This window comes from Conexibacter sp. W3-3-2, from assembly GCF_009707605.1.
Lineage (GTDB): Bacteria > Actinomycetota > Thermoleophilia > Solirubrobacterales > Solirubrobacteraceae > Paraconexibacter > Paraconexibacter algicola.
Map to the genome: position 1 here is coordinate 10,098 of NZ_WLYW01000001.1, position 17,282 is coordinate 27,379.

The 17,282-nt window shown below is 75.7% G+C and carries 19 protein-coding genes, 1 tRNA gene and 1 pseudogene; 12 read left to right on the top strand and 9 right to left on the bottom strand.

The genetic code is table 11. The features are described 5' to 3' along the window. The first annotated feature begins 4 nt into the window (after positions 1-4). The 5 genes from GKE82_RS00075 to GKE82_RS00095 are packed head-to-tail and all read left to right on the top strand — an operon-like array spanning position 5 to position 4,268. Entirely contained in the window at positions 5-511 is a 507-nt protein-coding gene (locus GKE82_RS00075; RefSeq protein ID WP_154731946.1) for a hypothetical protein, read from the top strand. Further along, on the top strand, positions 508-666 hold the full coding sequence (locus GKE82_RS00080; protein WP_154731947.1) for a hypothetical protein: 159 nt from the start codon (positions 508-510) through the stop codon (positions 664-666). Before GKE82_RS00075 ends, GKE82_RS00080 begins: the two co-directional genes overlap by 4 nt. Then, complete coding sequence (locus GKE82_RS30460) at positions 663-1,844, top strand: hypothetical protein (protein WP_154731948.1); 1,182 nt, start codon at positions 663-665, stop codon at positions 1,842-1,844. Before GKE82_RS00080 ends, GKE82_RS30460 begins: the two co-directional genes overlap by 4 nt. Continuing rightward, complete coding sequence (locus GKE82_RS00090) at positions 1,841-3,706, top strand: DUF6923 family protein (RefSeq protein WP_154731949.1); 1,866 nt, start codon at positions 1,841-1,843, stop codon at positions 3,704-3,706. The genes GKE82_RS30460 and GKE82_RS00090 overlap by 4 nt, the downstream gene beginning before the upstream one ends. Continuing rightward, entirely contained in the window at positions 3,690-4,268 is a 579-nt protein-coding gene (locus GKE82_RS00095) for a hypothetical protein (protein ID WP_154731950.1), read from the top strand. Before GKE82_RS00090 ends, GKE82_RS00095 begins: the two co-directional genes overlap by 17 nt. Positions 4,269-4,561: 293 nt before the next feature. Here GKE82_RS00095 and GKE82_RS00100 read toward each other — a convergent pair whose 3' ends face one another. The 4 genes and pseudogenes from GKE82_RS00100 to GKE82_RS00110 all read right to left on the bottom strand — a co-directional run. Further along, the gene (locus GKE82_RS00100) at positions 4,562-5,629 is read right to left on the bottom strand and encodes a sensor histidine kinase (RefSeq protein ID WP_154731951.1); all 1,068 of its coding nucleotides are present in this window, start codon (positions 5,627-5,629) and stop codon (positions 4,562-4,564) included. Between the two features lie 41 nt (positions 5,630-5,670). Beyond that, on the bottom strand, positions 5,671-5,829 hold the full coding sequence (locus tag GKE82_RS00105; protein WP_154731952.1) for a hypothetical protein: 159 nt from the start codon (positions 5,827-5,829) through the stop codon (positions 5,671-5,673). Next, complete coding sequence (locus GKE82_RS29610) at positions 5,826-5,948, bottom strand: hypothetical protein (protein ID WP_255450652.1); 123 nt, start codon at positions 5,946-5,948, stop codon at positions 5,826-5,828. The genes GKE82_RS00105 and GKE82_RS29610 overlap by 4 nt, the downstream gene beginning before the upstream one ends. Then, positions 5,936-6,424, bottom strand: a pseudogene (locus tag GKE82_RS00110) (hypothetical protein); the annotation flags it as partial. The gene GKE82_RS29610 and the pseudogene GKE82_RS00110, both read right to left, overlap by 13 nt. Positions 6,425-7,471: 1,047 nt before the next feature. Here GKE82_RS00110 and GKE82_RS00115 point away from each other — a divergent pair. Continuing rightward, on the top strand, positions 7,472-9,592 hold the full coding sequence (locus tag GKE82_RS00115; protein ID WP_154731954.1) for a helix-turn-helix domain-containing protein: 2,121 nt from the start codon (positions 7,472-7,474) through the stop codon (positions 9,590-9,592). 144 nt (positions 9,593-9,736) lie between these two features. Next, positions 9,737-9,809: transfer RNA gene (locus GKE82_RS00120), tRNA-His, on the top strand. Positions 9,810-9,874: 65 nt separating this feature from the next. Here the strand turns inward: GKE82_RS00120 and GKE82_RS27605 are convergent. From GKE82_RS27605 to GKE82_RS00130, 3 genes are all read right to left on the bottom strand, one after another. Further along, positions 9,875-10,375, bottom strand: a complete 501-nt coding sequence (locus GKE82_RS27605; RefSeq protein ID WP_309233280.1) for a TspO/MBR family protein — start codon at positions 10,373-10,375, stop codon at positions 9,875-9,877. Beyond that, positions 10,372-10,647, bottom strand: a complete 276-nt coding sequence (locus GKE82_RS27610; RefSeq protein ID WP_230316062.1) for a hypothetical protein — start codon at positions 10,645-10,647, stop codon at positions 10,372-10,374. Before GKE82_RS27610 ends, GKE82_RS27605 begins: the two co-directional genes overlap by 4 nt. A 234-nt stretch (positions 10,648-10,881) precedes the next feature. Continuing rightward, positions 10,882-11,085 (bottom strand): DNA-binding protein, encoded by a 204-nt coding sequence (locus GKE82_RS00130; RefSeq protein WP_107570030.1) that lies wholly within the window; start codon positions 11,083-11,085, stop codon positions 10,882-10,884. Positions 11,086-11,127: 42 nt separating this feature from the next. Between GKE82_RS00130 and GKE82_RS00135 the strand changes: the two genes are divergently transcribed. The 3 genes from GKE82_RS00135 to GKE82_RS00145 are packed head-to-tail and all read left to right on the top strand — an operon-like array spanning position 11,128 to position 13,267. After that, complete coding sequence (locus GKE82_RS00135; RefSeq protein WP_154731955.1) at positions 11,128-11,403, top strand: UBP-type zinc finger domain-containing protein; 276 nt, start codon at positions 11,128-11,130, stop codon at positions 11,401-11,403. After that, positions 11,400-12,662, top strand: coding sequence for an NAD(P)/FAD-dependent oxidoreductase (locus GKE82_RS00140; protein ID WP_154731956.1), 1,263 nt, complete (start codon positions 11,400-11,402; stop codon positions 12,660-12,662). Before GKE82_RS00135 ends, GKE82_RS00140 begins: the two co-directional genes overlap by 4 nt. Positions 12,663-12,667: 5 nt before the next feature. Beyond that, positions 12,668-13,267, top strand: a complete 600-nt coding sequence (locus tag GKE82_RS00145; RefSeq protein WP_107570027.1) for a mismatch-specific DNA-glycosylase — start codon at positions 12,668-12,670, stop codon at positions 13,265-13,267. 63 nt (positions 13,268-13,330) lie between these two features. Here GKE82_RS00145 and GKE82_RS00150 read toward each other — a convergent pair whose 3' ends face one another. Together GKE82_RS00150 and GKE82_RS00155 are read right to left on the bottom strand one after the other, a co-directional pair. Further along, positions 13,331-13,741 carry a CoA-binding protein gene (locus tag GKE82_RS00150; RefSeq protein WP_309233281.1) on the bottom strand — a complete coding sequence of 137 codons (411 nt, stop codon included), beginning with the start codon at positions 13,739-13,741 and terminating at the stop codon, positions 13,331-13,333. Beyond that, positions 13,738-14,916, bottom strand: a complete 1,179-nt coding sequence (locus GKE82_RS00155) for a lactate 2-monooxygenase (RefSeq protein WP_154731958.1) — start codon at positions 14,914-14,916, stop codon at positions 13,738-13,740. Before GKE82_RS00155 ends, GKE82_RS00150 begins: the two co-directional genes overlap by 4 nt. A gap of 31 nt (positions 14,917-14,947) precedes the next feature. Between GKE82_RS00155 and GKE82_RS00160 the strand changes: the two genes are divergently transcribed. Continuing rightward, the gene (locus tag GKE82_RS00160) at positions 14,948-15,916 is read left to right on the top strand and encodes a zinc-binding dehydrogenase (protein ID WP_154731959.1); all 969 of its coding nucleotides are present in this window, start codon (positions 14,948-14,950) and stop codon (positions 15,914-15,916) included. A gap of 33 nt (positions 15,917-15,949) precedes the next feature. Then, positions 15,950-17,281 (top strand): adenylate/guanylate cyclase domain-containing protein, encoded by a 1,332-nt coding sequence (locus tag GKE82_RS00165; protein ID WP_154731960.1) that lies wholly within the window; start codon positions 15,950-15,952, stop codon positions 17,279-17,281. Position 17,282 lies beyond the last annotated feature (1 nt).

Below are 17,282 nucleotides of genomic sequence, written 5' to 3' on the forward strand. Positions count from 1 at the left end.
TCGGGTGGCCGTCGCGCCGCCCCCGCCCGAACGTCCACGGCGGCGGCGTGCCCGCGTCCGGGGAGCGGTCCTCACCGTCCTCGCGCTGCTCGCGCTGCCCCAGGCCGCCCACGCCGCGACGACGACGTTCACCGTCGACTCCCTGGTCAACACGAGCGTCGCCGCCGCCAGCTCGGACGCCAACACGGCCGACGGGATCTGCGCCACCGCGAACGCGACGTGCACGCTGCGCGCCGCGATCCAGCAGGCCAACGCGCTCCCCGCGTCCCCCGGTGACGACATCGCGATCGTCTTCGCCGGCTCCGGCACGCTGACCCTGCCCGCCAACGGCCTGAAGATGAAGGCCGGCGGCGTCTCCACAACGGGATCAGCAACGACTACCTCGGCAGCAACTACTTCTTCCAGATCGACGCGAACCGTCCGGTCACCGTCGACCTCGGGAACGACATCAAGATCGAGTCCGCCGACGACGCCCCGAACGGGATCTTCCTCGTCAGCAGCGACGGGGTGACGATCCGCAACTTCCAGAACCTCCGCGGCGGCGACTCGAGCATCGTCGTCGACAAGGGCACGCAGAACACGACGATCGTCAACGGCACCTGCGCCGATCCGACGACCCCATCCTCGAGGTCTGCGTCGGCATCATCTCGGAGGCGTCCGACGTGACCATCACCGACCTCGACGCGGTGAGCGTGTTCCGCTTCCCGATCTTCGTCGATCGCGCCCAGGCCGGCGACGACCCCGTCTCGAACGTCGCGATCACGCGCCTGGACAGCAAGGGCACCGAGCAGTTCGGTGACCTCTGGGTGGAGCTCGACGCGAAGATCGACGGCTTCACCGTCGAGGACTCCGACTTCGACAGCCCGGCCGGGTACGCCGTCGGCCTGCAGAGCGGCAGCTCGACCACCGACCTCGCGATCACGAACTCGCGCTTCGTCGCCGACAACGCGTTCGCGATCTTCGCCTACCCCAACAGCGACACCACCGACCTGCGGGTCGAGGACTCCACCTTCGACGGCACCCGCTGGGCGTTCGTCGACCACGGCGGCAGCGCGCACGACGGCCTCGTCCTGCGCGACAACCGCTTCGAGGACGTCTTCCAGCACGTGCTCGACTTCGTCGACGCGACGTACACCGACGCGGTGATCGAGGACAACGACTTCATCAACCAGCGCGGCGACGGCCTGACGACCGTCTGGATCCGGCAGCCCGGCACCAACAACGTCGTGCGCAACAACGTCTTTCGCCAGGACGACGGCGTCTTCCAGAACCGCTGGGCGATCTACAGCCAGGCCAACGTCGCCGAGAGCGCCGACACCGGCTGGTCCTTCACGGGCAACAGCGTCCAGGGCTACAAGGCCGCCGCGTCGGGGCCGATCGTCGCCCTGGGCAACGGCCGCACGCGCATGGAGCGCAACACGTTCGACCAGAACACCCGCGGCACGACCTCGCCGATCCAGAGCGAGGCGCAGTCCGGCTGGTTCGTCACGAACTACGGCGGCCGCGCCAACAGCCGCATCCAGACCTGGCGTCCGACCGCCGCGGTCCTCGACCCGGGCGTGTCCGTGCAGCTGACGGTCGCGCCGGTGACGCCGCCGCTGGGCGCCAACACCGCACCGACCACGCCCGTCGACGTCGACGTCTTCTGGACGGCCGACGACAACGCCGAGGAGTACGTCGGTCGGATCGACGACGTCAGCGCCACCACGACCGTGACGCTGCCGACGACGAAGACCGGAGGCAACTTCCGCGTGCAGACGCAGGACGCCGCCGGACGCTCGTCGCAGTACTCGGCGCCGTTCCAGGTCGGTCCCGACACCAGCCCGCCGAACCCCCGACCGTGATCGCGATCGACCAGGTCGGCACGCTCTCCGGTGAGGGCGAGCCCGGGGCGACCGTCACGGTGCTCGACCAGGACGCGAGCCCGATCGCCACGACCCCGGTCCAGGACGACGGCACCTGGCAGGTCGAGGGACCGTTCGCCTGCGGGACGACCGTCTCCGCCACCCAGACGGACGCGGCGGGCAACGCGTCGCCGGCGAGCACCCCGGGCGTCCCCGCGTGCAACGACGGCTCCGGGCCCAAGCGCTGCACGCCCGGGCAGATCATCGTCTCGGGCAACTCGCCCGCGGACCTGCTGCGGGTCGTCGCCGACACCGGCGGATACCGGACCTCCGCGATCGACGCGAGTGGCTCGGTCACCTACAACGGCATCGGCTACAACGCCGCCGACGGCCTCGTCTACGCGGTCGCCGAGAACGGCCACCTGCTGAAGCTCGGCGTCCAGGACGCCGCGACGACGGACCTCGGGGCGGTCTCCAACCTGCCCGCGGGTACCTACGCGGCCGGCGCCTTCGGACCCGACGGGGCGTACTACGTCAAGCCGCTGGACGGCACGACGATGTACCGCATCGACGTGGCGAACCGCCTCGCGACGGAGGTCGGGCTCTCGGCGCCCGCCAAGGTCTCCGACTTCGCGCTGATCGCCGGGCGGCTCTGGGGCAAGCACAACGACCAGGCCACGATCATGCGCATCGACCCGACCACCGGTCAGGTCGACGCGTTCCCCGCCACGGGCGTCGTGCCCGGCGGGCTCGTCCAGGCCGCCGGTGGGGCCTGGAAGTTCGGCAACGGCGACCTCGGACTGGTGTTCAACTCCAGCAGCGAGATCCGGCAGGTCCGGATCGCCGGGGCGGACACCGCCACGCCCACGTTCTCGCTCGTGTCGGTCGGTCGCACCGAGGCCGTCAACGGCAACGTCGACGGCACCTACTGCGAGGGCGCCGAGACCGACCTGGCGATCGCCAAGACCGGTCGCGTGACCGCGATGACGGGGGCGGACTCCACGCTCGCCTGGGAGATCACGGTCAGCAACCGCGGGACGACCGCGAGCTCCGGGGCGGTCGTGACCGACCAGCTCCCGGCGCCGGTGACCGACGTCGCCACGGCGACCGAGGGCTGCACCGTCGACGGTCGCACGGTCCGCTGCCTGGTCGGCTCGCTCGCGCCCGGTGCGACGGCGAGCATCGCCGTCACCGGCCGGGTGGTCGGCACGCTCGGTCGCGTCGACAACACCGCCCGCGTCGAGGGCCAGGACGCCGACCCGACGTCCACCAACGACACGGCGACGGCGTCGCTGGCGCCGCCGCCGACCGCTCCGGCGGTGGACCTCCCCCAACGGCACGACGCTGCCGCAGGGCGCCAACCGTCCGCTGAACTACAGCTGCGGTGGCGCCGCCGCCCCGGTGACGTGCGCGGCGACGGTCACCCGCCCGGACGGGACCGTCGTCCCGATCGCCAGCGGGGCGCCGCTCCCGACGGACGTCCCCGGGACGTACGTGGTGACGGTCACCGGCGTCGACGCGCTCGGCCAGAGCACGACGACGACCACGAGCTACGTGGTGGCCGCGCCGAACCGCCCGGTCGTCGGTGCGCCGGCGGACGGGCACGTCGTCGGACTCGGCGAGACCCTCCCGGTCAGCTACACGTGCTCCGGGGTCGTCCTGTCGACGGTCTGCACGGCGGCCGTGACGAAGCCCGACGGGACCACCGTCCCGGTGGCGTCGGGTGCCCCGCTGCCGACCGACCAGCCCGGCGTGCACACGATCACGGTGACCACGACGAGCGTCCTCGGGCAGACGACGACGTCGACGTCCACGTACCGCGTGCGGCGGACCTCCGGGCAGCTGATGCTCGACTGCGCTGAGCGCTCGCTCGTCCTGGTGGACGTGCGCCGGGTCGGGAACCGGGTGCGCCTGCAGGGCGTCACGCGGGCCACGCAGGCCGGGAAGCGGGTCGCACTGCGCTTCCAGGCGACCGGTGCGATCGTCGCGCGGCCGACCGTCCAGCGTGACGGGACGTTCGAGGCGTTCGTCAGCCTGCCGAGCGCCCGGGTCCGGGCGACCAACCGCGCCCGGTACCGGGCGGAGCTCGAGGGCGAGCGGTCGCTCAACCTCAAGCTCGCGCGGCGGATGGACATCACCGGCCTGCGTCAGGGCTCGGAGATCCGCATCAGCGGTCGGGTCAGCCGCCCGCTGGCGGCGCCGGTCGCCACGATCACCGTGCGGGAGCGCACCGAGTGCGGGACGCCGGCGAAGGTCGTCGCCCGGATCAAGCCCGCGTCGGACGGCCGGTTCACGGTGACGTTCGCCGCCCCGGAGCGCGTCGACTCGGCGATCTACCGGCTGGAGACCCGGGTGCGCAAGACGCGCAGCAACCCGAAGACCTACCCGACGTACACCCTCATCCGCGGGGTGGACTTCCCCTGATCGGGCGGGCCGCCTCCGGGCGGCCGGGTAGGACTGCACGAAGGATGGCGGCCCCGCTTCCCCCGGCGGGGCCGCCGTCGTTCCCGGGGCGGGTCCGTCGGCCCCCACGGCGGTCGCGACTCCAGGGCTTCGGGCGGCAGCGGTCGCGCGCCGACGGTCCGCCCGACCGGTCGCGCGGGCGTGCGAGCACGCGGCCGGACGGCGGGGGACGGGACTGGAGATCGGGGCGTCCGGCGGCACGGTCCGCGTGCGTGGTCGACGGGCCGCTGCCCGTGCGGACCCCGACGGGGCCGTCAGCGGCGGTCGCGGACGCGCAGCGCGGCGCGCGTCCCGCCACCGGGGCGGCGGGACAACGTGAAGGCCCCGCCGAGGACCCGGGCGTGGCGCCGCAGGCGCCAGATCCCGACGTGCCCGGCGTCGCCGGCCGCGGCGACCGCCGCCTCGTCGAAGCCCACCCCGTCGTCCTCGACGGCCAGCTCCAGTTCGCCGTCGCGCAGCGCCACGCGCACCGTCGCCCGGCTCGCGTTGGCGTGGCGCCGGACGTTCGCCAGGAGCTCCCGGGCCGACTCGACGAGGAGCACCGTGTGCCGACGGTGCACGTCGGGCTCGACGTCGAGGTCGATCTCCAGACGTCCGTCGCCGCGGGCCTCGGCGACCACGTACTCGAGCGCGACCCGCGGCGCGAGCTCCGCGAGCAGCCCCTCGTTCATCGTCACGCTCAGGCCGCGCAGCGCGCGGACGGCGTCGTCGATCCGCTGGTGGGCCTCGAGGACCGCGGGGTCGTCGGTCTCGGCCTCCGCGAGGTCCTGCAGCGCGGTGATCACGAGCTGCAGCGCGTGGTCGTGCAGCGCCTCGGAGAGCCGCTGCCGCTCCTGGACCCGGGCGAGCTCGGCCTCCGCCTGGGCGCGCCGCGCCGCCTCGTTGGCCGTCGCGGCGACGAGGACGTGATCGGAGAAGATCCGCCCGGCGAGCAGCAGCACCGTGAGCGCGCCGCCCTGCACGACGGCGCCGGTCAGCAGCGCGTCCGTCCCCGGGTCGTTGAGCAGCCAGCCGGTCCCGAGCCACGCCGCGGCGTGGCCGAGGGCGGCGCCGGCGAGCCAGCGGCCGTCGAGGGCGAGCACGATGAGGGTGATCACCCCGAAGGACATCGTCACCGAGAACGCGGTCGACGGCCCGGGGCCCAGCGCGGCGATCGCGGCGCCGGCCGCGACCGTGAAGCCGACCGCGGCGGACTGGTAGGCCCGGTTGCGCGGGTACGGGCCGTGGCGGACGTGCTGCACGCCGATCGCGAGCGGGCCGAGGATGATCGTGCCCGCGATCAGGAGCGCGGGCAGGACGCGCACCGGCGTCGGCGACGTCACGAGGAAGAGCAGGAAGAGGGCCAGGAAGACCGGCGCGCCGGTCAGGATCGTCGGACCCGCAGCGCGGCCAGCACCGGGTCGCCCATCGGGGCGCGCGCCGGTCCCGTGGGCGCCGGCGGCCGCCGGACCGCCCGCGACACGTCGCGCAGGAGCCGTCGCGCGGCCCACCGCAGGTCCTGCGGGCGTCCCGACCGGCTCATCGGTCGGTGCTCCCCGCGACGCAGGGGGAGGGGACGCCGGAAAGGACCGCGGGCGCGAGCGCGACCGCCACCCGCAGGCGCAGCGTCAGGGGGTGGGACGCGCCGGTCAGCTCGAGCACCTTCCGCAGACGGTAGGTGATGGTGTTGCGGTGGACGCCGGGCGCTCGGCGGCGCGCGCCGAGTTGAGGTGCTCGTCGTAGAGCACCTCCATCGTGGTCACGAGCGCGCCGGTCGCGTCGGCCTCGATCAGTGGGCCGAGCACCTCGTCGACGAACCGCCGCGCCTGGGGCCGGTCCGCGTACAGCAGCGACAGCACCTCGACCTCCGCGTAGTCCGTCACGGTCCCGGGTGCGCGACCGAGGTCGATCGCGAGATCGAGCGCCCGGACGGCCTCGTGCCGGCTGCGACGGAAGCCGTCGAGCCCCCGCGCCGCTCGGCCGAGCGCCACGACCGCGCCGGCGACCGGCGGGATCGCGACCCGCTCGGGCTCGCCGTCGAAGCCCGCCCAGACGTGGATGACGTCGGAGCCCGCCCGGGTCGCGAGCGGCCGTCGGCCGGTGGCTGCCCGCACGGCGCCCACCACCCGCTCGAGCTGCTCCTCCCGCGGTGGCGTCGTCCGTGACCCGTGCGGCGAGCGCGACGTGCCAGCGGTCCAGCTCGTAGTGCAGTCGTGCGCTCGCCTCGGCGACGTCCACGTCGTGGCCCGCGAGGAGGCTGCGGATCGTCGAGCCCCGCCGCAGGGCGATCACCGGCGGGTCGGCGGCCGAGGTGGCGGCGTGGTGGGCCATCAGCTCGGGCAGGACGCGGTCGACCATCTGGAAGAGCACCTGCGCGGTCGCCGCGTCCGCGTCCGCGAACGTCTCGAGGTCGGACGCCTGCTCCCGCAGACCGCGGCGCCACTGCGCCTCGAGCTCGGCCTGGATCGTCCGGTGCGCGGCGAGCAGATCGGACGGCTCGCGGCCGGCACGGGCGAGGTTCGCCGCCCACTTGCGCTCCTCCGGCAGTGGCTCGTGCGCCGTGACCTCCAGGCGGCCGCCGACGGTGGCGATGAACGCCATGAGGTTGGCGGTGACCATGTCGCTGAGGCTGGTCACGAGGTGGGAGCCGTCCGCGTCCACGGGGACCCGCTCGAGCGTGGCGGCGACGACCGCGCCGTGGATCTCGTCCAGCCGGCTCGCCATCGCCCGTGCGGCATCGCGGATCGCCGCTCGGGCGTCCGGGGAGAGCTCGCTCACCGCGCGCTCCGTGACGGGCCGGCCGCCGTTGGTCCGCTGCACAACGGGTCCGGCCGGCGTTGGGCCGCGGGCCAGCCCGGGGCACGCGGCGGGACGACAGGGTTCCGGGACACCGTGCCGCGTCGTCCTCGCCACCGTCCCGATCCGCGCCGCTGGGCGCTCGTGCGTCCGGCGGAGCGGGTGTCTGTGGGTGCGCGGGACGGCATGGGACGGGCGCACGGCGGGGCCGCGGGGTGCCGGTGCAGGACGGGCGCGAGCGGGTGAGGGCGCCGTGCGGCGGAGCGAGTATAGGCGCGGCGGCGTGCCGGAGCTTGCGGCGACGTCACTCCCCGGCGGGCGGTTCGTTGTGACGCTGCCGGAGGGGCGGGGCGGAGGCGGTCGAGCCGACCGTCGACCGCGGCGAGCTCGTGGGCCGGCTGGCGTCCGAGGTGCGCTGGGACGACGTGGATCGCGGCGCGATCGACCGGATCTGCGCCGCCATGCCCGCTGCGGCCCCGCTCCCGACCGCGACGCTCACGGCCGGTGTCCCGGCGCTGGCGCGGGCCGTGCGCGTCCTGGTGGTCGACCTGCTGGTCGAGCAGCGCCGCCTGGCGCCCGGGGACACCGACGTGCCGGCGGAGGCGGCGGTCGACCTCGTCGCGCTGCTGGGCCTCCCCGCCGACGTCGTCGCGGCGATCCCCGCCCTGCAGGCCGCCGCCGTCTGGGAGTGCCTGGTCGCGGCCGCCCGGATCGACGAGCTTCCCGCGCTCGCCGCCGCGGCCGGACCGCTGGGCGCCGTCCCGGGCATCGTCGCCGCGGTGCTCGACCGGCTGGCGGATCCCGCGGTGGGGACCGGGACGCAGGAGCGCCGGTCCCGGGAGCAGCTGCTGGCCGCCGCCGTGCCGGTGGCCGCACCGGCGGCGGATCCGCGATCCGCGCGGCTCGCGGTGGCGCTGCGGCCCGGGGGAGGGGTGCGCGAGCACGCGGCGCTGGCCGCCGAGCTGCGGTCGGCCGGGGTCGAGGCGACGCTGCTGGCCGACCACGTGGTCGCGCGGGTCCCGGCCGCCGGCCTGCCGTCCCCGGGGCCGGGGGTCCTGCTCGCGGCGGAGACGACGAGCCATCCGGATGCGGTCCCGGCCCGCGCCTCGCGCCTGCGCGAGGTCCTGCGCCGCGCGGATCCGACCGACCCGTCCTTCGTGTTCGACGAGCGCGACCACGTCGCCGAGCGGCTGCTGCTCTCCTGTCCGCAGGTCCATCGGGCGATCCGTGCGCGCGTGCGGCGGGTGCTCGCCGGGGGCGCGCCCGAGGCGGACCTCGCGACCGCCCGCGTGTACCTGCGTGAGGGCTGCGACGTCCGGGCGACGGCGCAGACGCTCGGACTGCACCGGGAGACCGTGCGCTACCGGCTGGGACGGCTCGGGTCGACCCTCGGGGTCGACCTGCGGACCTGGCGCGGCCGGACGGCCCTGCTGCTGGCCGTGCGGTCGGAGCGGCTGCCCGAGCCGCCGACCGTTCCCGCGGGCCGCCCCGTCGCGGAGCGCGGCGACCGCGGTCCCGTGTCCCTCGGCGAGCGGGTGGAGGCGCTGGCCGCCGCGCGCCGCGGCGCCCGGGCTTCGGTCGCGGCCGACCTGCTCGCCGACGCGCTGGCACGCGCAGGCGCGAGCGCGTCGGGCGGCGCGCTGCTGCGGGCGGTCGGCGCCGAGCTGGAGGGCCGCTGGGCGGCGGCCGGCCCGGAGCGCGCCTCCCGGCCGGCGGACCGGTGCACCGCGCTCGTCCCGCTGGCCGCGCTCGCGCGGCGGGTCGGTGACGGCGAGACGGTCGCGCAGGCGCCGCGCGAGGCGCTCGGTGAGGCGCTCCTGGCGGGGGAGCCGTCGCCCTGGATCGTGGAGGGCCTCGCGGCGGCGGCCGGCTTCGCGCGCGGGAGTCTCGTGCGGCCGGTGGTGTACCGCGCCGTCACGCCCTCCCTCGCCCGGTCCGTCGCGATGGACCTCCGCGGGGAGGGGCGGGTCGCGATCGCCCGCGGAGCGGTGGTCCTGGGCCTGGGCGGGGGAGGAGCAGGGAGCCGAGCCGACGCTCCAGGGGCTCGCCGGCCTGCGTGGGGTGGCCGCGGTCGGGGAGCTCACCGGCGTCCCCGAGCTGGCGGCGCAGGTGCCGCCGCTGGTGTCGCTCACGGACGTCGCCCTCGCGGCTGGACGGCGCGGCATCCTCGACCCGGTCGACGGTCTCCTCGAGCTGCTGCTGCTGGCCCGGCCGGACCTCGCCGGGCGCTCCAGCGCAGCGTGCTCGGGCCGCTGGAGGACCACGACGCCTCCCGGGGCGTGGACCTCGTGCAGACGCTCCAGCGGCACGTGGAGCTGGACCTCCGCCGGCGACGGACCGCCGAGGTCCTGCACCTCCACGCCAACTCGGTCGACCACCGGCTCGCGGCGATCGCCCGACTCACGGGCCTGTCGTTCCGCGATCCGGCCGACGTGCTGCTGCTGCAGCTCGCGGTGGCCGCCCGGCGCCTGGGTCACGGCCGGCCGCCGGCCGCCGAACGCGCCCGCTGAGTGCGCGCTACCCTGTCTCGGCGTTCCCAGGGGGCCTCTACCCGCCGGGGACGACATGCCCTCGGACGAGCCACTCGTCGCGAGGGCGCTTTTCTGCCCGGCCGTCACCGTGCGCCGGTGACGGTTAGACTGGCGGCACGCGTGGTGGGCGTAGCTCAGTTGGTAGAGCTCCTGGTTGTGGTCCAGGCGGTCGCGGGTTCGAGTCCCGTCGCTCACCCCTCTTGAGGTCCCTGCTCCGGCGGGGACTTCGTCGTGCAGAGGCCGAATGCCCGGCCGGGGTGCTCAGCGGTTGCGGATCGCGATCGTCCAGGTGAGCACGGTGGCGAAGCCGACCCAGGCCGCGTAGGGGACGAGCAGGCGCGAGGCGGTGCGGTCGACCGCGACGAGCTGCCGGATCAGCAGCAGCGTGCTGGCCTGGAGGGCGAGGATCTCGACGCCGGCCGCGCCGGCCCGGTGGCCGCGGAAGAAGATCCAGGTCCAGGCGACGTTCAGCAGCAGGTTCGCGGCGAACGCCCAGACGATCCGGCGCCGCTCGTCCCCGTCGCGGGCGGCGACGGTCGCGCGCGTGGCGGCGATCGCGATCAGCGCGTAGAGGACCGTCCAGACGATCCCGAACGCCGGCCCGGGCGGCTGGAAGGACGGCAGCGCCAGGCGCCGGTACCAGCGCGACGACACGTCGGTCCCGAGTCCCCCGACGGCGGCCGTCGCGGCGACCGCCGCGGTCCACGCGACCGCGACCGGCGCCGTCGCCGGACGTGGCGCGGACGCGTCGGCGACGCTCACGCCGCCACCCCGCGCCGCGTGTCCCGCCGCGGTCCGACCGCCGCCGCGACACGGCCGAGTCGCTCGATCCGCCGGCGCATCCCGAGCGTGCTGAACGGCCGGGCGAGCGCGGTCAGGAGCCCGGCCGCCGGGCCCTCGAGTCGCGCCACGAAGTGCACGTCGGTGCCGCCGCCCACCGCCGCGACGACGCGGTCCTCGTAGCGCAGCACGTGCCCGAGGGCCCGCGAGTGCCAGCCCATGCCCGCGCCCTCGCGGACCCAGTCGACGTGCATCGGGGTCGCGACCGGGGGAGAAGAACGCGCGGGTCACGACCGTCATCCCGGCGGCGCAGCGACCGCTCGACGGCTCGCTGGACGCGACGTGCGGCGACCACGCCGGCCAGGCCGCGATGTCGACCAGCAGGTCGTGCACGACCGCCGGGTCGGCGGGCAGGTGGGCGCGGTGCTCGATCGGGCGGGGCATCCACCCGGATACGGCCGCGGAGCGCCACCGGGCCACCCGGCCGGTCAGGTCTCGTCGCCGTGCGGGTCGGGCCGCCGCAGCCAGGCGCGGACCTCCCCGACCGCGACGACCGGCGTGCCGCACGAGCGGAAGCCCATCACCGGCAGGTCCTCGCGCGCGATCGCGCGCGCGACCCACGCCTCGTCGACGTCGAGCCACGCGGCCACCTCGGGCGGGCTCAGCAGGGCGTCGTCGGGCGGTCCGGGCACGGGCCGACCGTAGCGGCTGGACAGGGTCCGTAGATTGGGCGCATGCCCCGCTGCGCGCACGCCGACGAGCTGCGGATCGTGGATCCGCCCGACCCGGTCCCGGGGTGTGCCGAATGCCTTCCGGTCGGCGGCACCTGGGTGCACCTGCGGATGTGCCAGGAGTGCGGGCACGTCGCCTGCTGCGACAGCTCGCCGAGCACGCACGCGACGCGCCACCACGAGGAGACCGGCCACCCCGTCGCCCGCTCGGTCGAGCCGGGCGAGGACTGGAGCTGGTGCTACGTCGACGCGGTCATGTTCCGGGCGGTCGGCGGATGAGCCCCGTCCGCGACGACGTCGTCGTGGTCGGGCGACGCCACGACCCGGAGGACCATCGCCTGCGCGACTTCCTCACCCGCACCGCGCAGCCGCACCGCTGGGTCGAGGCGGGGTCCGGGGAGGCGGACGCGCTGCTCGCCGACCTGCCCGCCGACGTCGCCCTGCCGGTCGTGCGCTGCGGCGGCGAGACGGTGACGCGCGCGACCGTCGAGCGGCTCGTCGAGGCGTGGGCGATGACCGCGCCGCCCGCGCGCGACCACTACGAGCTCGCGGTGATCGGGGCCGGTCCGGCCGGGCTCGCCGCCGCCGTGTACGCCGCCTCCGACGGGCTGTCCACCGTCGTGCTCGAGCGCGACGTGCCGGGCGGGCAGGCCTCGCACACCTCGCTGATCGAGAACTTCTTCGGCTTCCCGGGCGGCATCGGCGGGGCGGAGATCGCGCGTCTCGCCGGCCGGCAGGCGGAGGGCTTCGGCGCGGAGCTGTCGTTCCTGCGTCCCGTCGTCGGCAGCCGCTTCGCGCCCGGGGAACGCACGACCCTCGAGCTGGAGGGCGGCCTCGCGGTCACGGCCGACATCGTCATCGCGGCCCCCGGCATGCTCTGGCGGCGCCTGGAGGTCGAGGGCGTCGAGGAGCTGCTCGGGCGCGGCGTCTACTACGGGGCGGGGCGTAGCGAAGCCCGCCACTGCGGTGGCGACGACGTCGTCGTGGTCGGGGCGGGCAACTCCGCCGGGCAGGCGGTCATGGACCTCGGCAACGCGGGCGCCCGGGTGCGCATGGCCGTGCGCGGTGAGGGGCTCGGCGCGACGATGTCCCAGTACCTCGTCGACCGGATCGCCGAGCATCCGCTGATCGACGTGCAGCTGCGCACCGAGGTCGTGGCGGTGCACGCCGCCGACGACGGCACGCTCGCCGCGGTCACCCTGCGCCACCGCGACGGGGCCACCGAGCAGGTCCCGGCCCGCGCGCTGTTCCTCTGCATCGGCGGGACGCCGCGCACCGGCTGGGCCTCCCACCACGGGGTCGCGACCGACGCCGCCGGCTACCTGCTGACCGGCCCGGACCTGCTGCGTGACGGGCGACGCCCGGACGGCTGGCCGCTGGACCGCGACCCGCTGCACCTCGAGACGCTCGTGCCGGGCCTGTTCGCGGCCGGGGACGTGCGCTCCGGGTCCACCAAGCGGGTCGCGGGCGCGGTCGGGGACGGGGCGGCGGCCGTCGCGCTCGCGCACCGGCGGCTGGCCGAGCTCCACGGCGCCTGAGCGGCGTGCCGGGCGCCCGTCCCTCGTTCTCCCGCGCCGAGCTCGACGCCTTCCGTGGCACCGAGGTGCCCGACCTGCTCGGGCCGGGGCTGCGGCTGCTGTTCGTCGGCATCAACCCGGGCCTGTGGACCGCGGCGGTGCAGACGCACTTCGCCCATCCGGGCAACCGCTTCTACCCGGCGCTGCACCGTGCCGGGATCACCGCCCACGAGATCGACCGGGCGCGCGGCATGTCCGACGCGGACCGCGCCCACCTCGTCGAGCGCGGCGTGGGGATCACGAACCTCGTGCGCCGCGCGACCGCGCGCGCCGACGAGCTGACCGCGGAGGAGCTGCGGGCCGGCGGGGAGCGCCTGCTCGGGCTCGTGCGGGAGCGCCGCCCGGCCGTGGTCGCGATCGCCGGGATCACCGCGTACCGCGACGCGTTCGGGGAGCGCCGTGCGCAGGCGGGCCGCCAGCCCGACCGGCTCGACGGACCGTTCGCCGGGACGCCGCTGTGGGTCGTGCCCAACCCCAGCGGCCTGAACGCGCACGCCACCGTGGAGTCGCTCGCGGAGGTCTACCGCGCCGCCGCGGTGGAGGCGGGCGTCGTGCCCGCGACCTGACGGCCGGTCCGTGCCGCCCCGGACGCGCTGCGCCCCGGAGCGGCACGACTGAGCCGTGACGGGTCAGAGGCGTGGCAGCTCGATCGCCGGGCAGCGGTCCATCACGACCGTGAGCCCGGCCGCGGTCGCCCGCGCGGCGGCCGCCTCGTCGACCACGCCGAGCTGCAGCCAGACGGCGCGGGCGCCGATCGTGATCGCCTCGTCGACGTGGGCGCCCGCGTCCTCGCTGCGACGGAACACGTCGACGACCTCGACGCCGCGCTCGGCCGGGATGTCGGTCACGCGCGGATAGACGCGCTGTCCGAGGATCTCGCGCTCGCGCGGGTTCACCGGGATCACCTCGTAGCCGCGCGACTGCAGCAGCGCGGCGATCCGGTGCGAGTCCCGTGACGGGTCGGGCGAGCAGCCGACGACCGCCCACACCCGCGTGGTGGTGAGGACCTCGCGGACGTGCGCGGGCGGGCTCCCGCTCACGGGGTGGCGACCAGGGCGCTGCGGTCGACGTCGTCGATCGTGCGGTGGCCGGTGAGGGCCATCGCGAGGTCGAGCTCGGCCAGCAGCGACCGCACGACGTCGACGACGCCGTCTTCGCCACCGGTCGCCAGCCCCCACATGTACGGCCGGCCGAGCAGCACGGCGCGGGCGCCGAGCGCCAGCGCCTTCAGCGCGTCCGAGCCGCCGCGGATGCCCGAGTCGAAGAGCACCTCGAGCCGGTCGCCGACCGCGTCCACGACCTCGGGCAGCGCGGCGAGCGCGCCGATCGCCCCGTCGACCTGGCGGCCGCCGTGGTTGGAGACGATCACCCCGTCGACGCCGTGCTCGGCGGCCAGCAGCGCGTCGTCGGCGCGCAGGATGCCCTTGAGCACGATCGGCAGCTCGGTGGTCTCGCGCAGGAACGCGAGGTCCTCCCAGGTGACCGCCGGGTTGGAGAACTGGAACGCGAACTGCCCGATCGCCGCCTGCATGTCCTCCTCGGGCGGGGCGGCCAGGAGCGCCCGGAACGCCGGGTCCTGGAGGTAGTTGACGTTGCCCTCGCCCCACAGGAACGGCAGGAACCCCTCGTCGAGGTCCATCGGCCGCCAGCCGAGCAGCCAGGTGTCGAGCGTGACGACCAGCGCGCCGTACCCGGCGGCCTCGGCGCGCCGGATGAACGACGTCGCGATGGTCCGGTCCTTCGGCCAGTACAGCTGGTACCAGCGCGGCGTGTCCCCGCTTGCCTCGGCGATCTCCTCGAACGTGAAGCTCGACGCCGAGGACGTGACGAGCGGCACCCCGGTGCGCGCGCTCGCACGCGCGGTGGCGAGCTCGCCGTCGGGGTGGGCGAGCGTCTGCACCCCGATCGGCGCGAGCAGCACCGGGGCGGGCAGCGGCGTCCCCAGGACGGTCCGCGCGGTCGAGCGCTGCGCGACGTCGCGCAGCATCCGCGGCGACAGCGCCCAGCGGTCGAACGCCGCCTGGTTGGCGCGCATCGTGTCCCCGCGCCCGGCACCGCCCGCGATGTAGCCCCAGGGGCCGCGGGCGAGCGTCGCGGCGGCCTGCTCCTCCAGGCGCTGCCAGTCCAGCGGCCGGCGCGGGCGCTGGTTCATCATGCTGCCGCGCAGGTAGATCTCGTACTGGTAGTTGGCGAAGGGGATCTCGGGCGAGCTCATGTCGGCGCCCACCCTCTCATAGGCTGGGGCCATGCTCGCCGCCTACGCCGCCACCGCTAACGACGCCGACCCGCTCGCCGCCCTGGAGGTGGGGGAGCGCCCGGAGCCCGAGGTGCCTGCGGGCTGGACGACCGTGACCGTGAAGGCCGCGTCGCTGAACCACCACGACGTGTGGTCGCTGCGCGGCGTCGGCCTGCGGGCCGAGCAGCTGCCGATGATCCTCGGCTGTGACGCCGCCGGGGTCGACCAGGACGGCAACGAGGTCGTCGTCCACGGCGTGATCGGCGACCCGGCCTGGTCCGGGGAGGAGACGCTCGACCCGCGCCGCTCGCTGCTGTCCGAGCGCCATCCGGGCACGTTCGCCGAGCAGGTCGCGGTCCCGCGGGCCAACCTCATCCCCAAGCCGGCGGAGCTGTCCTTCGCGGACGCGGCCTGCCTGCCGACCGCGTGGCTGACCGCCTACCGGATGCTGTTCGTGCGCGCCGACGCCAAGCCGGGCTCGACGGTGCTGGTCCAGGGTGCGGGCGGTGGCGTGTCGACCGCGGCGATCGCGCTCGGCGCGGCCGCCGGCGTGCGCGTCTGGGCGACCTCGCGCAGCGAGGAGAAGCGCGCCCGCGCGCTGGAGCTCGGGGCCGACCGGGTCTTCGAGATCGGGGCGCGGCTGCCCGAGCGCGTCGACGCGGTCCTCGAGACGGTCGGCGAGGCGACCTGGGCGCACTCGCTGCGCAGCCTCAAGCCCGGCGGTGCGCTGGTCGTCTCCGGGGCCACCAGCGGCGAGGCGCCCTCGGCGGAGCTGATGCGCGTGTTCTTCCTGCAGCTGCGGGTCCTCGGCTCGACGATGGGCTCGCGCGAGGAGCTCGCGCGGCTCGTGCAGCTGTGCGCGACCAGCGGCGTGCGCCCGGTGATCCAGGAGACGATGCCGCTGGCCGACGCCGCCCGCGGCTTCCGCGCGATGGTCGACGGGGACGTCTTCGGCAAGATCGTCTTCACCATGGACTGAGCGCCCGCCCGGCCGCGCCTATCCTTCTGCGCCGTGGAGGACTCGGGGACCCGGTACGCGACGAACGGCGACACGACCGTCGCGTACCGCGTGGTCGGCGACGGTCCCACCGACGTCGTCTTCCTGCCCGGCCTGATCTCGCACGTCGAGGTGCTGCTCGAGTCGCCGCTGATCCAGCGCTACCTGCAGCGCCTGTCCTCCTTCTGCCGGATCGTCCTCGTCGACCGGCGCGGCCTGGGTCTGTCGGACCCGGCGCCGCCCGGCGTGCCGCTGGAGACCGAGATCGGCGACCTGCTCGCCGTCCTGGACGCGGTCGGCAGCGAGCGCGCCGCCGTGTTCGCGTACGCGGCGGGCGGGCCGCTGGCCGTGCAGACCGCGGTCGCCCACCCGGAGCGCATCAGCGGCCTGGTCCTCTACGCGTGCATGTACCGGGCGATCGCCGACGACGACTACACGTGGGCGATGAGCGCCCGGGAGCGCGAGGAGCGCAGCGCGCAGCTGCTCGAGTGGTGGGGGACCGGCGGCAACCTGGAGCGGATCGCGCCGAGCCACGTCGACGACGACCGCCTGCGCGAGTGGCTCGGCCGGCTCGAGCGCTCCTCGGCCAGCCCCGGCCGCTTCCGCGACGCGCTCGCCCGCTTCCAGGAGGTCGACGTGCGGCCGCTGCTCGCGCACGTGCGCGTGCCCGCGCTCGTGCTGCACCGCACGGCCGACCGCCTCATCGACGTGCGCCACTCCCGCTACGCCGCCGAGCGGATCTACGGGGCCCGGCTCGTCGAGCTGCCCGGGGAGGACTCGCTGCCCGCCGCGGGGGAGAGCGAGGTCCTGATCGGGGAGGTCGAGGAGTTCCTCACCGGCGGGCGCACCGGCGCGGCGGTGCACCGCGACCTGCTGACCGTGCTCTTCACCGACGTCGTCGACGCCACCGGGACCGCGTCGCGGATCGGCGACGGCCGCTGGCGCGACCTGCTCGCCGAGCACGACGCCGCCGTCCGCGCGCAGCTGCACCGCTACGGCGGCCGCGAGGTCAAGACGATCGGGGACGCGTTCCTGGCGGTCTTCGAGGGGCCCCCGTCGCAGGGCGTGCGGTGCGCCGCCGCGATCGTCGAGGCGGTCCGCCCGCTCGGCGTGCAGGTCCGCGCCGGCCTGCACACGGGGGAGTGCGAGCGGATCGGCGGCGACGTCGGCGGCATGGCCGTCCACATCGCCGCGCGCGTCGCGGCACTGGCGGCGGCCGACGAGGTGCTCGCCTCCGGCACGACCTACGGCACGGTCGTCGGCGCCGGGCTCTCGTGGGAGCCGCGCGGCGACCACGAGCTCAAGGGCGTCCCTGGCCGCTGGCCGCTCTTCGCGCTCGAGCGCTGAG